An 18363-nucleotide genomic window follows, 5' to 3' on the forward strand; every position below is an offset into this window, starting at 1 on the left:
TCAATGCGCAATCTGGTTAAATATGTCGGGATTGGCCTGCTGGTTGTGGGTCTTGCGGCCTGTGATAACAGCGATACGAAGACCCCTGCTCAGGGCGCGTCTGCTGAAAGTAACGCCACCGGACAACCGGTGAATTTGATGGATGGCAAACTCAGTTTCTCTCTGCCGGCGGATATGACCGATCAGAGCGGCAAGCTGGGTACCCAGGCGAACAACATGCACGTCTATTCAGACGCCACCGGGCAGAAAGCGGTGATCGTGATTGTCGGTGACGACACCAGCGAAGACCTGGCCGTGCTGACCAAGCGTCTGGAAGATCAACAGCGTAGCCGCGATCCGCAGCTGCAGGTCGTGACCAACAAGTCCATCGAACTGAAAGGCCACACCCTGCAACAGCTGGACAGCATTATCTCTGCCAAAGGCCAGACCGCTTACTCCTCCGTGGTGCTGGGTAAAGTGGACGGCAAACTGCTGACCATGCAAATCACCCTGCCTGCTGACGATCAGCAGAAGGCGCAAACCGCTGCGGAAAACATCATTAATACCGTCGTGATCAAGTAATTTTCATCACGATTCAACGGCCTCCGTCGCTTGCGCCGGGGGCCGTTTTTTTAGGCGCCAGGTCAACAACAGCGCCACACCCACCAGCCCCGCCGCCGCCAGATAGATCATCGGAACGCCCGCCCATGCCATCAGCAGCCCGGCCAGTGGCCCGGTCACGCCCAAGGACATATCCATAAATACCGTATAGGTCGCCAGTGCAGAGCCCTGGTTTTGCTGTGGCACAGCTTTCACCGCCACCACGCCCAGCGCCGGGAAGACCAGCGAGAAGCCCGCGCCCGCGAGGAACACGCCGATTTTCGCCACCCACGGCTCGCTGGCAATGCCTGTCAGCACCAGGCCAACAATCTCCACGGCAAAGCAGATCATGGCCACGTTCAGCCCGCCGAGGCGGTTGATGCCGTTCGGGAAGAGTAACCGCGTGCCAACGAAGGCACAGCTAAACAACGTCAGGGCGAACGCTGCGCCGTCCCAGCCTTTGGCATCGTAAAAGAGGGTGATGAAGGTGGCGATCACACCGAAACCGGCGGAGGCCAGCGCCAGCGCCATGCCGTAAGGCCAGACGCGTCCGAGCACCGCGCGAAACGGCAGCGGTTTACCTTTGTTGGCTTTCACTTTCGGACGCGGCAGCGCCAGTAAAATCGCAATCAGCGCGACCACCATAATGGTGATTGCCAGCCCGTGTAGCCCGCCCCACGCGTAACACACCACGCCAAGCGGCGCGCCGAGAGCCATCGCGCCGTAGGTGACAATCCCGTTCCATGAAATCACGCGCCCGATATGCGGCGTGCCGACAACGCCCACGCCCCACAGGGTCGAGCCGGTGCCCGCCAGACTTTGCCCGATGCCCAGAATCACACGCCCAAGACACAGCAGCGCCAGGCTTACCATCGGCCAGCTGCTGGTGGTCGCCGCCAGCAGATAGCTCAGGCCACTGAGGAAACAGCCGCACAATCCCACCACGACAATACTTTTCGGGCCAAACAGATCCGCGAAGCGCCCCGACTGCGGGCGACTCATCAGCGTGGCGAAATACTGGAGGCTAATCACCAGCCCCGCCCAGAAGGCGCTAAATCCCATCACGTCATGGACGTAACCGGGCAAAACCGCCAGCGGCAGCCCAATGGTGAGATAACTGGCGAAGTTAAACATGACAACAGAAACAATGCGCAGATTGAGGCGCAATCCGCTCAGCGCCGGTTCGGCGGCAGGTACGGGCATGAGGTTCTACCTGGAATTTTGCAACAGTGTTTCACTATTACCACGTCATGGGGCGAAAAGCAGCAGTGACTTTCAGATTAACGGCGTCAAACGCAGCGGTCTCCAGGCGCTACACTTAACGGGCACACAACAAAAGGAATCAGCATGACAACCCCCCAGCCCGACAAGACGGGCCTCCACATTTTATTAAAGCTCGCCTGTCTGGTGGTGATCCTCGCTGGCATTCACGCGGCGGCGGATATTATCGTTCAGCTGTTGCTGGCGCTTTTTTTTGCCATTGTTCTCAATCCGTTAGTTACCTGGTTTATTCGACGTGGCGTGCGGCGTCCGCTTGCCATCACCATCGTAGTCATTGTGATGCTCATCGTGCTGACCGCGCTGTTCGGTGTGCTGGCGGCGTCGCTGAGTGAGTTCTCCACCCTGCTGCCGAAATACAATAAAGAGCTGACGCGCAAGATTGTCGATCTGCAGCAGATGCTGCCGTTCCTCAACTTGCACATCTCCCCTGAACGCATGCTAAGACGCATGGACTCCGAAAAAGTCATGACCTTCGCCACCACCCTGATGACCGGGCTTTCTGGCGCGATGGCCAGCATTTTACTGCTGGTGATGACGGTGGTATTTATGCTGTTCGAAGTGCGCCACGTACCGTACAAACTGCGTTTCGCCCTAAACAATCCGCAAATCCACATCGCCGGGCTGCACCGCGCGCTGAAGGGTGTTTCACACTATCTGGCGCTGAAAACACTGCTGAGCCTGTGGACCGGGGCGATTGTCTGGCTGGGGCTGGCGCTGATGGGCGTGCAGTTCGCGCTTATGTGGGGCGTGCTGGCGTTTCTGCTCAACTACGTGCCTAACATCGGCGCGGTGCTCTCTGCCGTGCCGCCGATGATTCAGGCGTTTCTGTTCAACGGCTTTTACGAATGTATGCTGGTGGGCGCGCTATTTCTGGCGGTGCATATGGTGCTCGGGAATATCGTCGAGCCGCGCATGATGGGCCACCGTCTGGGCATGTCGACAATGGTGGTCTTTTTGTCATTATTAATATGGGGATGGCTACTTGGCCCCGTGGGAATGCTCCTTTCGGTACCGCTGACCAGCGTCTGTAAAATATGGATGGAGACCACGAAAGGCGGCGGGAAACTGGCGATTCTTCTCGGGCCGGGGCGCCCGAAAAGCCGACTTCCCGGATAACATTTTCAGCATAAACCTACCAACCGGGGTAGGTTTACGTTTCTCATCAGGTCTATACACTCTATGCCGATTTTTTTAAATCGGCATAGTTGTTATATTTAAGTGAATATTCTCTTAGCAAAGCCGATAACAAAATCGTTGTCTACATTGCTATCGCGTTAATTAAAGTTAAATTGGCAATGAAAAAAAAGAAATAACGCAGGAATGATATTTATCGCAATGGTTTCAATTTATCTTAAGGATTATATTGCGTGAATATCGCGGACGAAATCACTATTATTGATACGGAGTTGTTGATGAAGAAGATTGTGAAATGGTGTGCGGCGTTTGCCATTATGGGTGCGCTGGCAGGCTGTGCGCGTACTGCCCCGGTTGATCAGGTTCATTCTACTGTCAGCGCGGGCCATTCTGCAGAGCAGGTTAAGTCGGCGATTCTGAAAGCCGGTCTTCAGCGCGACTGGATTATGACCGAAGTCAGCCCGGGTATGATCAAAGGCCGCCTGCAGGCACGCGACCATAGCGCCGAAGTGCGCATCCCGTACACGGCCACAAGCTATTCAATTAATTACGAAAATAGCCTGAACCTGAAAGCCAGCGACGGTAAGATTCACAAAAATTACAACCGTTGGGTTCGCAATCTCGACAAAGATATTCAGCTGAATCTCGCCAGAAGCGCCGCGCAGTAAATTTGTTTAAAGTCGGGCTGCTATCGGCCCGATAACGTATTTCTCTGACCAGTTAAAGGTTACGCAATAATGTACGAAACGGATTCGCTCAGTGCGCTGGATGCCATTACAGAAGCACAACGTATCGCTTTTGCTCCGATGTTGTTTCAAACCGCGCTCTGTCTGCGTAACTCTGGCGTTTTAGCCTGGCTGGATAAACAGGGAAAACAGGGTGCATGCCTGGCTGAGATTGTTGAAAACAGCACACTGAATGAATATGCAGTGAGCGTCCTGCTGGATATGGGATTAAGCGGACGGATCGTTACCCATAAAGAGGGGCTGTACTACCTGGCAAAAATAGGCCATTTTCTTCTGCATGACACCATGACCCGCGTAAATATGGATTTTACCCAGGACGTTTGTTATCAGGGTTTATTCCATCTCTCCGATTCCCTTAAACAGGAAAAACCCGCGGGATTATCGGTATTTGGCGAATGGCCGACTATCTATCCTGCATTGTCGCAATTACCGGCGCAGGCGAAAGAGAGTTGGTTTGCGTTTGATCATTACTATTCTGACGCCGCTTTTGATGCCGCTTTACCATATATATTCGCAAGCAAGCCGACAAAATTGTACGATGTAGGCGGAAATACCGGTAAATGGGCTTTACGCTGTTGCCGCTATGATGAAAATGTCGCCATTACGATCCTCGACCTCCCGCAGCAAATAGCGCTGGCGCAGGAAAATATCGCAATTGCAGGATTATCTCATCGCATTGGGTTCCATGCTGTCGATATGCTTAGCAACGCGGCACTGCCGGGCGAAGCTGACGTGTGGTGGATGAGCCAGTTCCTCGACTGCTTCTCTCCCGATCAGATTGTCACCATGCTGGGAAACGTGGCTCAGGTCATGAAGCCGGGCGCACGGTTATGCATTATGGAGCTGTTCTGGGATGCCCAGAAATTCGAAGCGGCCTCGTTCAGCCTGAACGCGACCTCGCTCTATTTCACCTGCATGGCGAATGGTAATAGTCGCTTTTATAGCGCCGAGAAATTTTATCACTACCTGGAGCAGGCGGGTTTCCACGTAGAGCAACGACTGGACAATTTAGGGTTAGGGCATACCTTACTGATTTGTCAGAAAAACGAACAATAAATTCTGTGAAATACCTGACGGCTGACGCCGTTATTTAATGACGATAGATCGCGGACGCGCGTAGATGAAATTTGCACTTAACATTATCGACTGGCAGGCCAGAGCGCCGGGTCTCAGTGATGCCGAACAATGGCAGGCGTGGTCACGCGATTCACTCGCCATTGATCCCACTGCGCCACAGGCAAAACTCACTGATTTGCCGATGATGACCGCGCGTCGCCTCAACTCTGGCAGCAAGCTGGCCGTCGATTGCGGCCTGTCGATGCTGCGCAAGCACGCCATCGACGCCGTGGTCTACACCAGCCGTCACGGCGAGCTGGAGCGCAATTATCGCATTCTGCATGCCCTGGCGACGGTTCAGGCCGTGTCGCCCACCGATTTCGCCATGTCCGTGCATAACTCTTCCGTGGGTAATCTCACTATCGCCGCGCGCCAGCCGATTGTCTCCTCTTCCCTCTCCGCCGGACTGGATACCTTCCAGCAGGGCTTATGTGAAGTGCTGTGCATGCTGCAGGCGGGTTACGCCCGCGTTCTGCTGGTCGATTTCGACGGTTCACTGCCGGTGTTTTACCACCCCCATTTACCCGCGCACATGCCCACCTGGCCGTATGCGATGGCGTTAGTGATCGAAGCCGGTGATGCGCTGCGCTGCGAAACCCGTTCTGGCAGCCTCGGCGAAGAGCCGCCGTTGCCGCAAAGCCTGATGTTCCTGCAACGTTATCTTACTGGCGAGCCGCAGTTTGTGGTTTCCGGTGAGCGCCTGCTGTGGCAGTGGTCCCGCGCATGAACGCGTTAGCCAGCACTCTTAATCGGCTATGGCGTCTGGTCATGACCGGATTCTGCTTCGCGCTGTTTGGCGTGGGCGGACTGCTTCTGTCGCTGGTCTGGTTTAATCTCCTGCTGATTGTTCAGCGCGATCGCGTCAAACGCCGTCGGCTGGCACGCCGCAGTATCGCCGCCAGCTTTCGTTTCTTCATGAACGTTATGCGCCTGACGGGCGTGCTGGATTACCGCATTGATAACCTTGAGGCCCTGCGCAGCGAGCGCGGTTGCCTTGTCATCGCCAACCATCCGACGCTGATTGATTACGTAATCCTCGCCTCAGTCATGCCAGAAACCGACTGCCTGGTGAAAAGCGCCCTGCTGCGTAACCCCTTCGTCAGCGGCGTGATTCGCGCAGCGGATTATCTGATCAACAGTGAAGCAGATACCCTGCTCGCCGCCAGCCAGCGACGTCTGGCACAGGGCGATACCTTACTGATTTTCCCCGAAGGCACGCGCACCCGCGTCGGGGAAGCGATGACGCTGCAACGCGGTGCGGCCAATATCGCCGTGCGCTGCGGCAGCGATCTGCGGGTGGTGGTGATCCACTGCAGCGAGCACCTGCTCGATAAAAAAAGTCGCTGGTACGACGTACCGCCGCGCAAGCCCTTCTTCACGGTCGATGTCCGTGAACGGGTCAATATTCACGATTTTTACGATGCAACAGAACAAGAACCGGCTATGGCAGCGCGCCAGCTGAACCGGCATCTGCAGCATCGCTTAACATCAGGCCTTCAATCTTTGTCAGGAATTAATGATGCAAGCGCTTTATCTTGAAATTAAAAATCTTATTATCTCTACGCTGAATCTGGATGAACTTACCGCCGACGATATCGAAACGGATGCGGCGCTGTTTGGTGATGGCCTGGGCCTCGATTCCATCGACGCGCTGGAGCTTGGCCTGGCAGTGAAAAACCAGTACGGGGTTGTGCTCTCTGCGGAAAGCGAAGAGATGCGTCAGCACTTCTATTCCGTCGCCACGCTGGCATCATTTATCCATGCCCAACGCGCCTGAGAACGAATTTGCTATGACAGAACAAAATGCCATTTATCAGGAAGTCTGCGGACTCCTGACCAAACTGTTTGAAATCGAACCGGACGCGATCTCTCCCGAGGCGCGCCTGTACGAAGATCTGGAGCTGGACAGCATCGACGCCGTCGACATGATTGTTCACCTGCAGAAGAAAACAGGCAAAAAAATCAAACCTGAAACCTTCAAATCGGTGCGTACCGTTCAGGACGTGGTGGACGCTGTAGAACAGCTTCTGCGCGAAGAGTAAGACGCCATGCGTGGCGGACGATCTTTTCCGGCCATCCCGCTGCTGACGGGGCTGATGCTGCTCGCCTGGCCATTTCTGATTGGCTTTGGGCTGACGCACAACAGCCTGCACTGGCTGCTGCCGCTGATGGCGCTGCTGCTGGTCTGTCGCCTGCGTCAGGCGCGGCATAACGCCGGGCCGATGCGCGTTGTGGTGCAAAGCGTGGCGCTGGCGGGCATTGCCCTCTGCACGGCGAGCTATCTGCTGAAAGCGCACCACTGGCTGCTGCTCTATCCCGTGGTGGTGAATCTCGTGATGCTGGCCGTGTTTGGCGGTTCTCTGTGGACGGCAATGCCGCTGGTCGAACGGCTGGCGCGTTTGCGAGATCCCCAACTGCCGCCGGAAGGCGTTCGCTACACCCGCAATGTCACCCGCGTGTGGTGCGGGTTTTTCATTGTGAACGGTTCGGTGGCGCTGTTTACCGTCATCCACGGCGATATGCAGCTCTGGACGCTGTGGAACGGCATGATCGCGTACATCTTGATGGGGACGCTCATGGCGACGGAGTGGCTGGTGCGTCAACGGGTGATTAAAAAAAGTGAAGCACATGACTAAACCCCTTCCTCTGGGGCAGTGGCTGAACGCGCCGCGCCCGGATGATACGCCGATCGCCTGGCTTGACGATCACACCTGGACACTCGGGCAGCTCCGTCACGACGTCTCCTCCCTGACCAACATGCTTCGTCAGCAGGAGGGCGAGCGCTGGGCGCTGTGCTTTGAAAACAGCTACCTGTTTATCGTTGCCCTGCTCTCGACGCTGCATGCGGGAAAAACGCCGGTGATCCCCGGCCACAGCCGCGTGTCGCTGCTCGAAGAACAGCGCGCACTGTTCAGCGGCGTGCTGAGCGATCAAACCCTGAGCTATCAGGGCCGTCTGATCGTGGTGAATTCAGCCCGTCGCAGCGCAGACGCCTTCACGCCGCTGCCGCCGATTAGCGAAGACAGTTTTGTCGAACTGTTCACCTCCGGCTCGACCGGCGCACCGCGACGCATCATAAAACCTGTCGCCCGCCTCGATCGCGAAGCCAGTCTGCTGGCCGACCGTTTTGGCGAGAGGCTGACGGGCTGCAGTATTGTCGCCTCCGTGGTGCCGCAGCACTTGTACGGCCTGACGTTCCGCATCTTTTTACCCCTGTCGCAGGGGCTGCCGCTGCACGCGGCAATGCTCTACTACGCCGAACAGCTGGCGGCGCTGCCCCATGACCGGCGCTACGTATTTATCAGCAGTCCGGCGTTTCTGAAGCGTCTCGACACCCAGCTTGCGCCGCCTCCCGTGGCAATGCTGCTCTCTGCGGGCGGTATGCTGCCGTGGGATGATGTCACCGCCACGCATCGCTGGATGAACGTCTGGCCGGATGAAATTTACGGCAGCACTGAGACCGGCATTCTGGCCTGGCGGCATCGTCAGGAGGCGTCGATTCCGTGGCTTCCGTTCCCCGGCGTGCATTTCCGTCACGAAGGGGAGACCTGCCATGTCACCTCGCCGCTGATCCACGAGGCCGAAGGCTTACCGCTCGACGATATCCTGCACTTTGAGGATAACGGGACGTTCAGCATCGCCGGACGTCGTGGCCGGGTGGTCAAAATCGAAGAGAAGCGCGTTTCGCTCAATGAAATTGAGCAGCGTCTGCTGACGCTGGACGGCATTCGCGAAGTCGCCGCCCTGCCCGTCACACGCGGGGGTCGCCAGGGTATCGGCGTACTGCTGGTGCTCAACGACGACGCGCGTCAGCGTCTGCATCAGCAGGGCAATAAAGCGCAGGAGTTTGCCTGGCGCCGCGCCCTGCTGCCGTGGCTTGAGCCGGTCGCCGTGCCGCGCTACTGGCGGATCATCGATGAGATGCCCGTCAACAGCATGAACAAGCGTGTCTATGCGCAGTTACAGGAGTTATTTCATGAAAATCCATGAAATCGAGCGCCACCAGTCGCAGCCACAGAATCTTGAGATTGTCCTGCATCTCGACCCGATGCTGTTCTGGTTCCAGGGCCATTTTGCCGTGCAGCCGCTGCTGCCGGGCGTCGCACAGCTCGACTGGGTGATGCACTACGCCACCACGCTGCTGGCACCGGAATACCGTTTTCACAGCATTCAGAATGTGAAGTTCCAGGCGCCGCTGCTGCCGAATGCCACCGTCACGTTGACGCTCAACTGGAATGCCGAACGCCAGATCCTCACCTTTAGCTATCAGCGTCACGACGGCGACGCGCGCCACACCGCCAGCAGCGGGAAGATCCGGTTATGTCGCTGACGTTCCGCCCCTGCGTACTGATCCCCTGCTACAACCACGGCGCGATGATGGCGAGCGTGCTGTCGCGGCTGGAATCGTGCGCGCTGCCGTGCCTGATCGTCGATGACGGCAGTGACGAGCGCACCCGTCTGGAGCTGGAACGCCTGGCGGGTGCCTATCCGCAGGTCACACTCATCCGGCTGCCGGAAAATGCCGGCAAAGGCACGGCGGTCATCCGTGGGCTGGAGGCGGCTTCCCGCGCAGGGTTTACCCATGCGGTGCAGGTGGATGCCGACGGACAGCACGCCATTGAAGATATTCCGCAACTGTTAGCGCTGGCCGAACGCCACCCGGATGCGCTGATCTCCGGCCAGCCTATTTATGATGATTCGATCCCCCGCTCGCGCCTCTATGGCCGCTGGATCACTCACGTCTGGGTGTGGATCGAAACCCTGTCGCTGCAGCTGAAAGACAGCATGTGCGGGTTCCGCGTCTATCCCGTGGCCCCCACGCTGAAACTGGCAGAACACGCCACCCTCGGCAAGCGGATGGATTTTGATACGGAAGTGATGGTTCGCCTCTACTGGCAGGGCAACATCAGCTATTTTGTGCCGACGCGGGTGACCTATCCCCACGATGGCCTGTCCCATTTCGATGCCCTGAAAGACAACGTCCGCATCTCCCTTATGCACACCCGCCTGTTCTTCGGCATGCTGCCGCGTATGCCTTCGCTTCTGCTACGTCGCCGTCGCGAGCACTGGGCCGAGCAGCAGGAAGTGAAAGGGCTGTGGGGCATGCGCCTGATGCTGCGCGTCTGGCAGCTTTTTGGACGCCGCGCCTTCAGTCTGCTGCTGTGGCCAGTGATCGGCGTTTACTGGCTGATCGCCCGCCCGGCGCGACAGGCGTCGCAGCAGTGGCTGGCGCGCGTGGCTGACGTGCTTCACGCACAAAACCGCCCGCTGCCGCCGCGCTGTAACAGCTTTTTCCACTTTATGCGCTTCGGCAATTCAATGCTGGATAAAGTCGCGGGCTGGCGCGGCGAGCTGAAGATGAACCGGGATGTGGTCTTTGCACCCGGCGCGCGCGAAGCGCTGAACGTTGAGGCCCCACAGGGCAAGCTACTGCTGGCCTCGCATCTCGGCGATGTCGAAGCCTGCCGCGCGCTGGCGCAACTCGACGACAGCAAAACCATCAACGCGCTGGTGTTCAGCGATAACGCCCAGCGCTTTAAACAGATCATGCAGGAGATGGCCCCCCAGGCCGGGCTGAACCTGATGCCCGTCACCGATATCGGGCCGGAAACCGCCATCGCCCTGAAAGAGAAGCTCGATCGCGGTGAATGGGTGGCGATCGTCGGCGATCGTATCGCCGTCAATCCACAGCGCGGCGGCGAGTGGCGCGTAATCTGGAGCGAATTTATGGGAAAACAGGCTCCGTTCCCGCAGGGGCCATTTATTCTCGCCTCTATTCTGCGCTGCCCGGTGGCACTGATTTTCGCGCTGCGCCAGCAGGAGAAGCTGCACATTCACTGCGAAACCTTTGCCGATCCGCTGTTACTGCCGCGCGGCGAGCGCCAGCAGGCGTTGCAGCAGACCGTTGATCGCTATGCACAACGCCTCGAGCATTACGCGCTCATGTCGCCGCTCGACTGGTTTAATTTTTTCGATTTCTGGCATCTGCCGGATGCCAAAGAGAAGGAGTAAAGGGTGCTGACCGATCCCCGTTTTACGACTGACGTCGAGCTGACCGTCCCTTTCCACGACGTGGATATGATGGGCGTGGTCTGGCACGGTAACTATTTCCGCTACTTTGAGATCGCCCGCGAGGCGCTACTCAACCAGTTTAATTATGGCTATCGGCAGATGAAGGAATCCGGCTACGTCTGGCCCGTGGTCGATACGCGGGTGAAGTACCGCGATGCGGTGAAATTCGAACAGCGCATCCGCGTCCGGGCGCACATCGAAGAGTTTGAAAATCGTCTGCGTATCGCCTACCAGATTTTCGACGCCGAAACCGGAAAGCGAACCACCACCGGGTACACCATCCAGGTGGCCGTGGAAGAGAGCAGCCAGGAGTTGTGTTTCGTTAGCCCGGCGATTTTGTTTGAACGAATGGGAGTTACGCCATGAAATGGTTGCCATTACTGGCGCTACTGGTCAGCCCGCTGGTCAGCGCGGTTACGCTCGATGAACTGCAGCAGCGCTTTACCGAGCAGCCCGTAGTGCGCGCGCATTTCGAGCAGACCCGCACCATCAAAGACCTGCCGCAGCCGTTGCGCTCGCAGGGCGAAATGCTGATCGCCCGCGACGACGGTCTGCTGTGGGATCAGAAAGCCCCGTTCCCGATGACCCTGCTGCTGGACGACAAACGCATGGTGCAGGCGATCAACGGTCAGCCGCCGCAGACGATCACCGCCGAGAACAACCCGCAGATGTTCCAGTTTAACCATCTGCTGCGCGCCTTGTTCCAGGCCGACCGCCACGTGCTGGAAGAGAACTTCCGCATAGATTTTAAGGATCTCGGCGCGGGCCGCTGGTCGCTGGTGCTCACGCCGATCACCACGCCGCTGGACAAGATTTTCGCCACTATGAATCTGGGTGGCGCGACCTATCTGGAGTCGATCCAGCTCAACGACAAGCAGGGCGACCGCACAGATATCGTCCTTTCCCGCCATCAACTGACGCCCGCCAGCCTGACTCATGACGAACGCCAACGCTTTGCCGCACCGTAACACCCGGCGCCCGGCGCTGCTCTGGGGTGTGGTATGCCTGGTTCTGCTGGGCGTCCTGCTGTCGCTGCTGCCCGGCGCGCGACTCAACAGCAGCGTGCTGGCGATGCTGCCCAAGCAGACGCTCGGGGCGATCCCGCCTGCGCTCAACGACGGATTTATGCAGCGTCTGGACCGTCAGCTGGTATGGCTGGTCAGCCCCGGTAAAACGCCGGACCCGCGCGTGGCTCAGCGGTGGTTAACCCTGCTGCAAAAATCGGACACCCTCAGCCAGGTCAAAGGCCCGATGGATGCCAACAGCCAAAAAGCCTGGGGCGAATTTTTCTGGCAGCACCGTAACGGCCTGCTCGACAGCGCCACCCGCGCCCGCCTGCAAAACGGCGGTGAGGCCCAGGCCCAGTGGATCTTATCTCAGCTGTACTCGGCCTTCTCCGGCGTCAGCGGCAAAGAGCTGCAAAACGACCCGCTGATGCTGATGCGCGGTTCGCAGCTGGCGCTGGCGCAAAACAGCCAAAAACTGCGGCTGATGGACGGCTGGCTGGTGACCCAGGACGCCGCAGGAAACTACTGGTATCTGCTGCACGGCGAGCTGGCGGGCGAGTCGTTTGATATGCAGCAAACGCACCGTCTGGTGACTACGCTGCAGGGTCTGGAAAACCAGTTGAAAACGGCTTTCCCGCAGGCTCAGCTGTTATCGCGCGGCACCGTGTTTTACAGCGACTACGCCAGCCAGCAGGCAAAACAGGATATTTCGACTCTCGGCGTCGCCACCCTTCTGGGGGTGATTTTGCTGATTGTGGCGGTGTTCCGCTCCCTGCGCCCGCTGCTGTTATGCCTGATTTCCATCGGCATCGGCGCGCTGGCCGGAACCGTCGCCACGCTGACAATCTTTGGCGAATTGCATCTGATGACGCTGGTGATGAGCATGAGCATCATCGGGATTTCTGCGGATTACACGCTCTATTACCTGACCGAACGGATGGTCCACGGCGCGCAGGATTCGCCGTGGCAAAGCCTGGCGAAAGTGCGTAACGCCCTGCTGCTGGCCCTGCTGACCACCGTGGCGGCTTACTTCATCATGATGCTTGCCCCGTTCCCTGGTATTCGTCAGATGGCGGTGTTTGCCGCCGTGGGGCTGAGCGCCTCCTGCCTGACAGTGATTTTCTGGCATCCGTGGCTGTGCCGTGGGCTGCCTGTTCGCCCGGTGCCAGCGATGGTGCTGATGCTGCGCTGGCTGGCCGCCTGGCGGCGCAACAAGGCGCTCTCCGTTGGGCTGCCAGTCGTGCTGGCCGTGGTCTCCGTGGTCGGGATCGCCAGCCTGCGGGTGGATGACGATATCGCCCAGCTCCAGGCGCTGCCGAAAGCGATTCTGGCGCAGGAAAAAATCATTACCGCCCTCACCGGGCAGAGCGTCGATCAGAAATGGTTTGTGGTCTACGGTGATTCCGCCCAGCAAACGCTGGAGCGGCTGGAAGCCTTCACCCCTGCGCTGTCACAGGTGCAAAAAGTCGGTGAAATAAAAGCGTTCCGCACCCTTCCCCTGAACTCGCTGACGCGGCAGAAAAGTGATTTGGCCTTGCTGCACAAGGCCGCACCGGCAGTGACGAAAGTCTTACAAGGCGCAGGGCTGACGAGCGTTTCACCCGATCTGAACGCCATGCCCGTGACCACAGACGCCTGGCTCGCCAGCCCGGCGAGTGAAGGCTGGCGTCTGCTGTGGCTGACGCTGCCCGACGGCCACAGCGGCGTGCTGGTGCCGGTCGACGGCGTGAAAAACAGCGCGGCGCTGAGCCAACTGGCGGCAGCGCATCCGGGTGTGGCGTGGGTGGATCGCAAAGCGAGCTTCGACAGCCTGTTTTCCCTGTATCGCAACGTGCTGACGGGCCTGCTGTTGGTCGCGCTGGTGGTGATCGCCTGCGGGGCGATGGTGCGTCTCGGCTGGCGTAAGGGGCTGATAAGCCTGGTGCCATCGGTGCTGTCGCTGGGCTGTGGTCTGGCAGCGCTGGCGGCAACCGGCCATCCGGTGAATCTGTTTTCGCTGCTGGCCCTCGTGCTGGTGCTGGGGATTGGCATTAACTACACCCTGTTCTTCAGCAATCCGCGCGGTACACCGCTTACTTCCATGCTGGCGATTACGCTGGCGATGATGACCACCTTACTGACCCTCGGCATGTTGGTCTTTAGCGCCACGCAGGCGATCAGCAGCTTCGGCATTGTGCTGGTCAGCGGTATTTTCACCGCCTTCCTGCTGGCTCCGCTGGCGATGCCAGCTAAAAGAGAGAGAAAACGATGATGATCCCGTTTGGTCGCGCGCTCGCCCTGATGGCGACTCTGCTGCTGGCAGGCTGTAGCCACTCCGCGCAAAACAGTGACGGCACGCGCCCGCAGGCCTGGCTGCAGCCGGGTACCAAGGTGACGCTGCCTGCGCCGGGGATTTCTCCGGCGGTCAATTCTCAGCAATTGCTGACGGGCAGCTTCAACGGCCAGACGCAATCGCTGCTGGTGATGCTCAACGCCGACGCGGATAAAATCACGTTGGCCGGGCTGTCGTCGGTGGGGATCCGCCTGTTTCTCGCCACCTATGACAAGACCGGCATCCACACCGAGCAGTCGATTATCGTGCCGCAACTGCCGCCCGCCAGTCAGGTACTGGCCGACGTGATGCTCAGCCACTGGCCGATCGGCGCCTGGCTGCCGCAGCTGCCGAAGGGCTGGACGCTTGCGGATAAGGGCGATCGCCGCGAGCTGCGCAACGCCAGCGGCACGCTGGTGACCGAGATTGTCTATCTGCAGCGCAAAGGCAAACGCGAGCCGATCAGCATCCAACAGCACGTCTTTAACTACCACATCACCATTCAATATCTGGGTGACTAAGATGATCTATATTTCTGCCGTGGGCATGGTGAATGCGCTGGGTAATTCGGCCAACGAGATCGCCGAAAACCTGGCGCGTGGCGTCGCACCGGGCATGCACAGCCGCGCAGGCTGGCTCCAGGGCGGTGAGGAGATCGTGCTCGGCGGCGTCGAGGGCGAACTGCCGCCGATTCCGGACCACGCCGCCGCTCACCGCACGCGCAACAATCAGCTGCTGCTGGCCGCGCTGGCGCAGATACAGCCCGCCGTTGACGAGGCGATTGCCCGTTTCGGCCACGACCGCGTGGCCGTGGTACTCGGCACCAGCACCTCGGGGCTGGATGAGGGCGATGAGCACGTGCGTCTGTCCCTGAACGGCGAAGCAAGCACGCGCTGGCAGTATCCGCAGCAGGAGCTGGGCGATCCGTCGCGCTTTCTCGCCAACTGGCTGAAGCTCGAAGGCCCGGCGTTTACGCTCTCTACTGCCTGTTCCTCAAGCGCGCGCGCAATCATCAGCGGCCGCCGTCTGATTGACGCCGGGCTGGCGGATATCGCCATCGTTGGTGGTGCGGATACGCTGAGCCGGATGCCGGTCAACGGATTCCACAGCCTCGAATCCCTCTCCACCACGTTGTGCGAGCCGTTTGGCCGCGACCGTCGCGGGATAACCATCGGCGAAGGCGCAGCGCTGATGATTCTGACCCGTGAACCGCAGCCTGTCGCTCTGCTGGGCACCGGCGAATCAAGCGATGCTTACCACATTTCCGCGCCACATCCGCAGGGCGAAGGGGCGATTCGCGCCATCACCCAGGCGCTTAATGAAGCGGGCCTGAAGCCGGATGAGATTGGCTACATCAACCTGCACGGCACGGCGACGCCGCTGAACGACCAGATTGAGTCGCAGGTGGTACATGACCTCTTCGGCGAGGCGGTTCCGTGCAGTTCAACCAAACATTTGACCGGCCACACGCTGGGCGCGGCGGGCATTACGGAAGCCGCGCTCAGCTGGCTGCTCCTGACCCGCGATCTGCCGCTGCCGGCGCAGGATTTTACCCGCTACGCACCCGATCCGAGCCTGCCGCCCTGCGGTGTGCTGCATCAGCCCGTGACGCTGGAAAAACCGGTGATTTTGTCTAATTCGTTCGCGTTTGGCGGCAACAATGCCAGCATTTTGCTGGGGAGGATGTCATGAGTTATTTATTGCCCGTGGACTATTTGCCCCACGATGCACCGATGCTGCTGCTGGAAACGGTGGAAAACGTCACGGACGAGAGCGCCGCGTGTGGCGTGCGTGTCAGCCCTCAGAGCGTGCTGGCACCCTTTCTCACTGCCGATGGGGATCTGCCCGGCTGGTATGCCCTTGAGCTGATGGCGCAGACCGTCGGAGTCTGGTCCGGCTGGCATCGCCACCAGCAGGGGCAAAGCAGTATCGCGCTGGGTATGGTGCTGGGCGCGCGTGAGCTGGTGTGCGCCGAGGGGCGCTTCCCGGCGGGTTCCGCGCTGACAATCAGCGTGAAGCTGCTGATGCAGGACGAACGTTTTGGCAGCTTCGAATGCACCATTGCCGCAGACGGCACCACGCTGGCAACAGGCCGCGTCAATACCTTCCAGCCGAGCGCGGAAGAGTTAACTTCGCTTTTTAATCAGGAATCATCCACATGAATCGTTCCGTTCTGGTCACCGGAGCCAGCAAAGGCATCGGACGCGCTATCGCCCGACAACTCGCCGCTGACGGGTTTATCGTGGGCGTGCATTATCACCGCGACGCCGAGGGCGCGCAGCAGACGCTGGAGTCTATCCAGCAGGCAGGCGGCCAGGGCCGTTTGCTCTCTTTTGACGTCGGCAATCGCGAGCAGTGCCGCGAGGTGCTGGAGCAGGAGATCGAGACCCACGGCGCGTGGTATGGCGTGGTCAGTAACGCCGGTATCACCCGCGACGGCGCGTTCCCGGCCCTCAGCGAGGATGACTGGGACAGCGTGATCCACACCAATCTCGACAGTTTTTACAACGTCATTCACCCGTGCATCATGCCGATGATTGGCCTGCGCAAAGGCGGGCGGATTATCACGCTCTCCTCCGTATCAGGCGTGATGGGCAACCGTGGACAGGTGAACTACAGCGCGGCAAAAGCCGGAATCATCGGCGCCACCAAAGCGCTGGCGATTGAGCTGGCGAAGCGCAAAATCACCGTCAACTGTATTGCACCGGGGTTGATTGACACCGGAATGATCGAAATGGAAGAGGCCTCCCTGAAAGAGGCGATGTCCATCATCCCAATGAAACGTATGGGGCAGGCTGACGAAGTGGCTGGCCTGGCCAGTTACCTGATGTCAGATATTGCGGGCTATGTGACCCGCCAGGTCATTTCCATTAACGGAGGAATGCTATGACACGTCGCGTAGTCATTACAGGCATGGGCGGTGTCACCGCCTTTGGAGAGGACTGGCAGTCGGTTTCGGCGGGACTTCTTGCCGGTGAAAATGCGGTGCGCAAAATGCCCGAGTGGCAGGTCTATGACGGGCTGCACACCCTGCTTGGCGCACCGATTGATGATTTCACCCTGCCGGAGCACTACACCCGCAAACGCATCCGCGCGATGGGGCGTGTGTCGCTGTTGTCGACGCGCGCCACCGAAAAAGCGCTGGAGCAGGCCGGGCTGATTGGCGAAACGGTACTGACTAACGGCGAAACCGGGATCGCCTACGGCTCGTCCACCGGCAGTACCGGTCCGGTAAGCGAATTCGCCACCATGCTGACGGAAAAGCATACCAACAACATCACTGGCACCACCTATGTGCAGATGATGCCGCACACCACAGCGGTCAACACCGGTCTGTTCTTCGGCCTGCGCGGACGCGTGATTCCGACCTCCAGCGCCTGTACTTCCGGCAGCCAGGCGATTGGCTATGCGTGGGAAGCCATTCGCCACGGTTATCAGACGGTGATGGTCGCGGGCGGCGCGGAAGAGCTTTGCCCGTCAGAAGCGGCGGTGTTTGATACCCTGTTTGCCACCAGCCAGCGCAACGATGCGCCGAAAACCACCCCGTCACCGTTCGATAAACAGCGCGACGGTCTGGTGATTGGCGAAGGCGCAGGCACGCTGATTCTGGAAGAGCTGGAGCACGCCAAAGCGCGCGGCGCGACCATCTACGGAGAGATCGTCGGCTTCGCCACCAACTGCGACGCCGCCCACATCACCCAGCCGCAGCGTGAAACCATGCAAATTTGCATGGAAAAGTCGCTGAAAATGGCGGGACTGAGCGCGATGGATATGGGTTACATCTCCGCCCACGGTACGGCGACGGATCGCGGTGATATGGCTGAAAGCCTGGCGACGGCGGCGATCTATGGCGATAACGTGCCGATTTCGTCGTTAAAGAGCTATTTCGGTCATACGCTTGGGGCCTGCGGCGCGCTGGAGGCGTGGATGAGCCTGCAAATGATGCGCGAAGGCTGGTTCGCCCCGACCCTCAATTTAAGACAACCGGATGAGCAATGCGGTGCTTTAGATTATATTATGGGGGAAGCCCGCCGGATTGATTGTGAATATCTGCAAAGTAATAACTTCGCATTTGGCGGCATCAATACTTCGATCATCATCAAACGCTGGGCGTGAC

The 18363-nt window shown here is 59.0% G+C and carries 21 protein-coding genes; 20 read left to right on the forward strand and 1 reads right to left on the reverse strand.

The window, feature by feature from the left end; genetic code table 11:
* Positions 1-3 precede the first annotated feature (3 nt).
* The gene (locus OVA10_RS01745; RefSeq protein WP_100778543.1) at positions 4-561 is read left to right on the forward strand and encodes a DcrB family lipoprotein; all 558 of its coding nucleotides are present in this window, start codon (positions 4-6) and stop codon (positions 559-561) included.
* A gap of 6 nt (positions 562-567) precedes the next feature.
* On the opposite strand, the gene OVA10_RS01750 is transcribed toward OVA10_RS01745, so the two are convergent.
* The gene (locus OVA10_RS01750; RefSeq protein ID WP_268195038.1) at positions 568-1782 is read right to left on the reverse strand and encodes an MFS transporter; all 1215 of its coding nucleotides are present in this window, start codon (positions 1780-1782) and stop codon (positions 568-570) included.
* A 144-nt stretch (positions 1783-1926) separates the two neighbouring features.
* Here OVA10_RS01750 and OVA10_RS01755 point away from each other — a divergent pair, with 144 nt between their 5' ends.
* From OVA10_RS01755 to OVA10_RS01845, 19 genes are all read left to right on the forward strand, one after another.
* Positions 1927-2976 carry an AI-2E family transporter gene (locus OVA10_RS01755; RefSeq protein WP_100778541.1) on the forward strand — a complete coding sequence of 350 codons (1050 nt, stop codon included), beginning with the start codon at positions 1927-1929 and terminating at the stop codon, positions 2974-2976.
* Between the two features lie 296 nt (positions 2977-3272).
* Positions 3273-3662, forward strand: a complete 390-nt coding sequence (locus OVA10_RS01760; RefSeq protein WP_107704220.1) for a hypothetical protein — start codon at positions 3273-3275, stop codon at positions 3660-3662.
* Positions 3663-3731: 69 nt separating this feature from the next.
* Positions 3732-4796, forward strand: coding sequence for a methyltransferase (locus tag OVA10_RS01765; protein ID WP_100778540.1), 1065 nt, complete (start codon positions 3732-3734; stop codon positions 4794-4796).
* 64 nt (positions 4797-4860) lie between these two features.
* On the forward strand, positions 4861-5583 hold the full coding sequence (locus OVA10_RS01770; protein ID WP_123429809.1) for a beta-ketoacyl synthase chain length factor: 723 nt from the start codon (positions 4861-4863) through the stop codon (positions 5581-5583).
* Positions 5580-6395: a lysophospholipid acyltransferase family protein gene (locus OVA10_RS01775; protein ID WP_268195041.1), complete on the forward strand. Its 816-nt coding sequence runs from the start codon at positions 5580-5582 to the stop codon at positions 6393-6395. Before OVA10_RS01770 ends, OVA10_RS01775 begins: the two co-directional genes overlap by 4 nt.
* The gene (locus OVA10_RS01780) at positions 6376-6633 is read left to right on the forward strand and encodes a phosphopantetheine-binding protein (RefSeq protein WP_100778537.1); all 258 of its coding nucleotides are present in this window, start codon (positions 6376-6378) and stop codon (positions 6631-6633) included. The genes OVA10_RS01775 and OVA10_RS01780 overlap by 20 nt, the downstream gene beginning before the upstream one ends.
* 13 nt (positions 6634-6646) lie before the next feature.
* Complete coding sequence (locus tag OVA10_RS01785; RefSeq protein ID WP_100780796.1) at positions 6647-6898, forward strand: acyl carrier protein; 252 nt, start codon at positions 6647-6649, stop codon at positions 6896-6898.
* A 6-nt stretch (positions 6899-6904) separates the two neighbouring features.
* Entirely contained in the window at positions 6905-7492 is a 588-nt protein-coding gene (locus tag OVA10_RS01790; protein WP_268195042.1) for a hypothetical protein, read from the forward strand.
* Complete coding sequence (locus OVA10_RS01795; RefSeq protein WP_268195044.1) at positions 7485-8846, forward strand: AMP-dependent synthetase; 1362 nt, start codon at positions 7485-7487, stop codon at positions 8844-8846. The genes OVA10_RS01790 and OVA10_RS01795 overlap by 8 nt, the downstream gene beginning before the upstream one ends.
* Positions 8833-9186: an ApeI family dehydratase gene (locus tag OVA10_RS01800; protein ID WP_268195046.1), complete on the forward strand. Its 354-nt coding sequence runs from the start codon at positions 8833-8835 to the stop codon at positions 9184-9186. Before OVA10_RS01795 ends, OVA10_RS01800 begins: the two co-directional genes overlap by 14 nt.
* Positions 9177-10868, forward strand: a complete 1692-nt coding sequence (locus OVA10_RS01805; RefSeq protein ID WP_268195048.1) for a glycosyltransferase family 2 protein — start codon at positions 9177-9179, stop codon at positions 10866-10868. Before OVA10_RS01800 ends, OVA10_RS01805 begins: the two co-directional genes overlap by 10 nt.
* 3 nt (positions 10869-10871) lie before the next feature.
* Positions 10872-11294, forward strand: coding sequence for an acyl-CoA thioesterase (locus tag OVA10_RS01810; protein WP_100778532.1), 423 nt, complete (start codon positions 10872-10874; stop codon positions 11292-11294).
* Positions 11291-11896: a LolA family protein gene (locus tag OVA10_RS01815; RefSeq protein WP_107702683.1), complete on the forward strand. Its 606-nt coding sequence runs from the start codon at positions 11291-11293 to the stop codon at positions 11894-11896. The genes OVA10_RS01810 and OVA10_RS01815 overlap by 4 nt, the downstream gene beginning before the upstream one ends.
* A complete protein-coding gene (locus OVA10_RS01820) occupies positions 11865-14186 on the forward strand; it encodes an MMPL family transporter (protein ID WP_268195050.1) in 2322 nt (773 codons plus the stop codon). Before OVA10_RS01815 ends, OVA10_RS01820 begins: the two co-directional genes overlap by 32 nt.
* Positions 14186-14767: a DUF3261 domain-containing protein gene (locus tag OVA10_RS01825; RefSeq protein WP_268195360.1), complete on the forward strand. Its 582-nt coding sequence runs from the start codon at positions 14186-14188 to the stop codon at positions 14765-14767. The genes OVA10_RS01820 and OVA10_RS01825 overlap by 1 nt, the downstream gene beginning before the upstream one ends.
* Before the next feature lies 1 nt (position 14768).
* On the forward strand, positions 14769-15938 hold the full coding sequence (locus OVA10_RS01830) for a beta-ketoacyl-[acyl-carrier-protein] synthase family protein (protein ID WP_268195052.1): 1170 nt from the start codon (positions 14769-14771) through the stop codon (positions 15936-15938).
* Positions 15935-16408: an ApeP family dehydratase gene (locus tag OVA10_RS01835; protein WP_100778527.1), complete on the forward strand. Its 474-nt coding sequence runs from the start codon at positions 15935-15937 to the stop codon at positions 16406-16408. Before OVA10_RS01830 ends, OVA10_RS01835 begins: the two co-directional genes overlap by 4 nt.
* A complete protein-coding gene (locus tag OVA10_RS01840) occupies positions 16405-17136 on the forward strand; it encodes a 3-ketoacyl-ACP reductase FabG2 (protein ID WP_268195054.1) in 732 nt (243 codons plus the stop codon). The genes OVA10_RS01835 and OVA10_RS01840 overlap by 4 nt, the downstream gene beginning before the upstream one ends.
* Entirely contained in the window at positions 17133-18362 is a 1230-nt protein-coding gene (locus OVA10_RS01845; RefSeq protein WP_268195056.1) for a beta-ketoacyl-ACP synthase, read from the forward strand. The genes OVA10_RS01840 and OVA10_RS01845 overlap by 4 nt, the downstream gene beginning before the upstream one ends.
* The last annotated feature ends 1 nt before the right edge of the window (position 18363 follow it).

Source organism: Lelliottia sp. SL45, assembly GCF_026672535.1.
Taxonomy (GTDB): domain Bacteria; phylum Pseudomonadota; class Gammaproteobacteria; order Enterobacterales; family Enterobacteriaceae; genus Enterobacter; species Enterobacter nimipressuralis.

Coding starts and splice junctions, on each gene's coding strand:
- OVA10_RS01745 (WP_100778543.1), top strand. CDS start 4: ATGCGCAATCTGGTTAAATATGTCGGGATTGGCCTGCTGGTTGTGGGT.
- OVA10_RS01750 (WP_268195038.1), bottom strand. CDS start 1,782: ATGCCCGTACCTGCCGCCGAACCGGCGCTGAGCGGATTGCGCCTCAAT.
- OVA10_RS01755 (WP_100778541.1), top strand. CDS start 1,927: ATGACAACCCCCCAGCCCGACAAGACGGGCCTCCACATTTTATTAAAG.
- OVA10_RS01760 (WP_107704220.1), top strand. CDS start 3,273: ATGAAGAAGATTGTGAAATGGTGTGCGGCGTTTGCCATTATGGGTGCG.
- OVA10_RS01765 (WP_100778540.1), top strand. CDS start 3,732: ATGTACGAAACGGATTCGCTCAGTGCGCTGGATGCCATTACAGAAGCA.
- OVA10_RS01770 (WP_123429809.1), top strand. CDS start 4,861: ATGAAATTTGCACTTAACATTATCGACTGGCAGGCCAGAGCGCCGGGT.
- OVA10_RS01775 (WP_268195041.1), top strand. CDS start 5,580: ATGAACGCGTTAGCCAGCACTCTTAATCGGCTATGGCGTCTGGTCATG.
- OVA10_RS01780 (WP_100778537.1), top strand. CDS start 6,376: ATGCAAGCGCTTTATCTTGAAATTAAAAATCTTATTATCTCTACGCTG.
- OVA10_RS01785 (WP_100780796.1), top strand. CDS start 6,647: ATGACAGAACAAAATGCCATTTATCAGGAAGTCTGCGGACTCCTGACC.
- OVA10_RS01790 (WP_268195042.1), top strand. CDS start 6,905: ATGCGTGGCGGACGATCTTTTCCGGCCATCCCGCTGCTGACGGGGCTG.
- OVA10_RS01795 (WP_268195044.1), top strand. CDS start 7,485: ATGACTAAACCCCTTCCTCTGGGGCAGTGGCTGAACGCGCCGCGCCCG.
- OVA10_RS01800 (WP_268195046.1), top strand. CDS start 8,833: ATGAAAATCCATGAAATCGAGCGCCACCAGTCGCAGCCACAGAATCTT.
- OVA10_RS01805 (WP_268195048.1), top strand. CDS start 9,177: ATGTCGCTGACGTTCCGCCCCTGCGTACTGATCCCCTGCTACAACCAC.
- OVA10_RS01815 (WP_107702683.1), top strand. CDS start 11,291: ATGAAATGGTTGCCATTACTGGCGCTACTGGTCAGCCCGCTGGTCAGC.
- OVA10_RS01820 (WP_268195050.1), top strand. CDS start 11,865: ATGACGAACGCCAACGCTTTGCCGCACCGTAACACCCGGCGCCCGGCG.
- OVA10_RS01825 (WP_268195360.1), top strand. CDS start 14,186: ATGATCCCGTTTGGTCGCGCGCTCGCCCTGATGGCGACTCTGCTGCTG.
- OVA10_RS01830 (WP_268195052.1), top strand. CDS start 14,769: ATGATCTATATTTCTGCCGTGGGCATGGTGAATGCGCTGGGTAATTCG.
- OVA10_RS01835 (WP_100778527.1), top strand. CDS start 15,935: ATGAGTTATTTATTGCCCGTGGACTATTTGCCCCACGATGCACCGATG.
- OVA10_RS01840 (WP_268195054.1), top strand. CDS start 16,405: ATGAATCGTTCCGTTCTGGTCACCGGAGCCAGCAAAGGCATCGGACGC.
- OVA10_RS01845 (WP_268195056.1), top strand. CDS start 17,133: ATGACACGTCGCGTAGTCATTACAGGCATGGGCGGTGTCACCGCCTTT.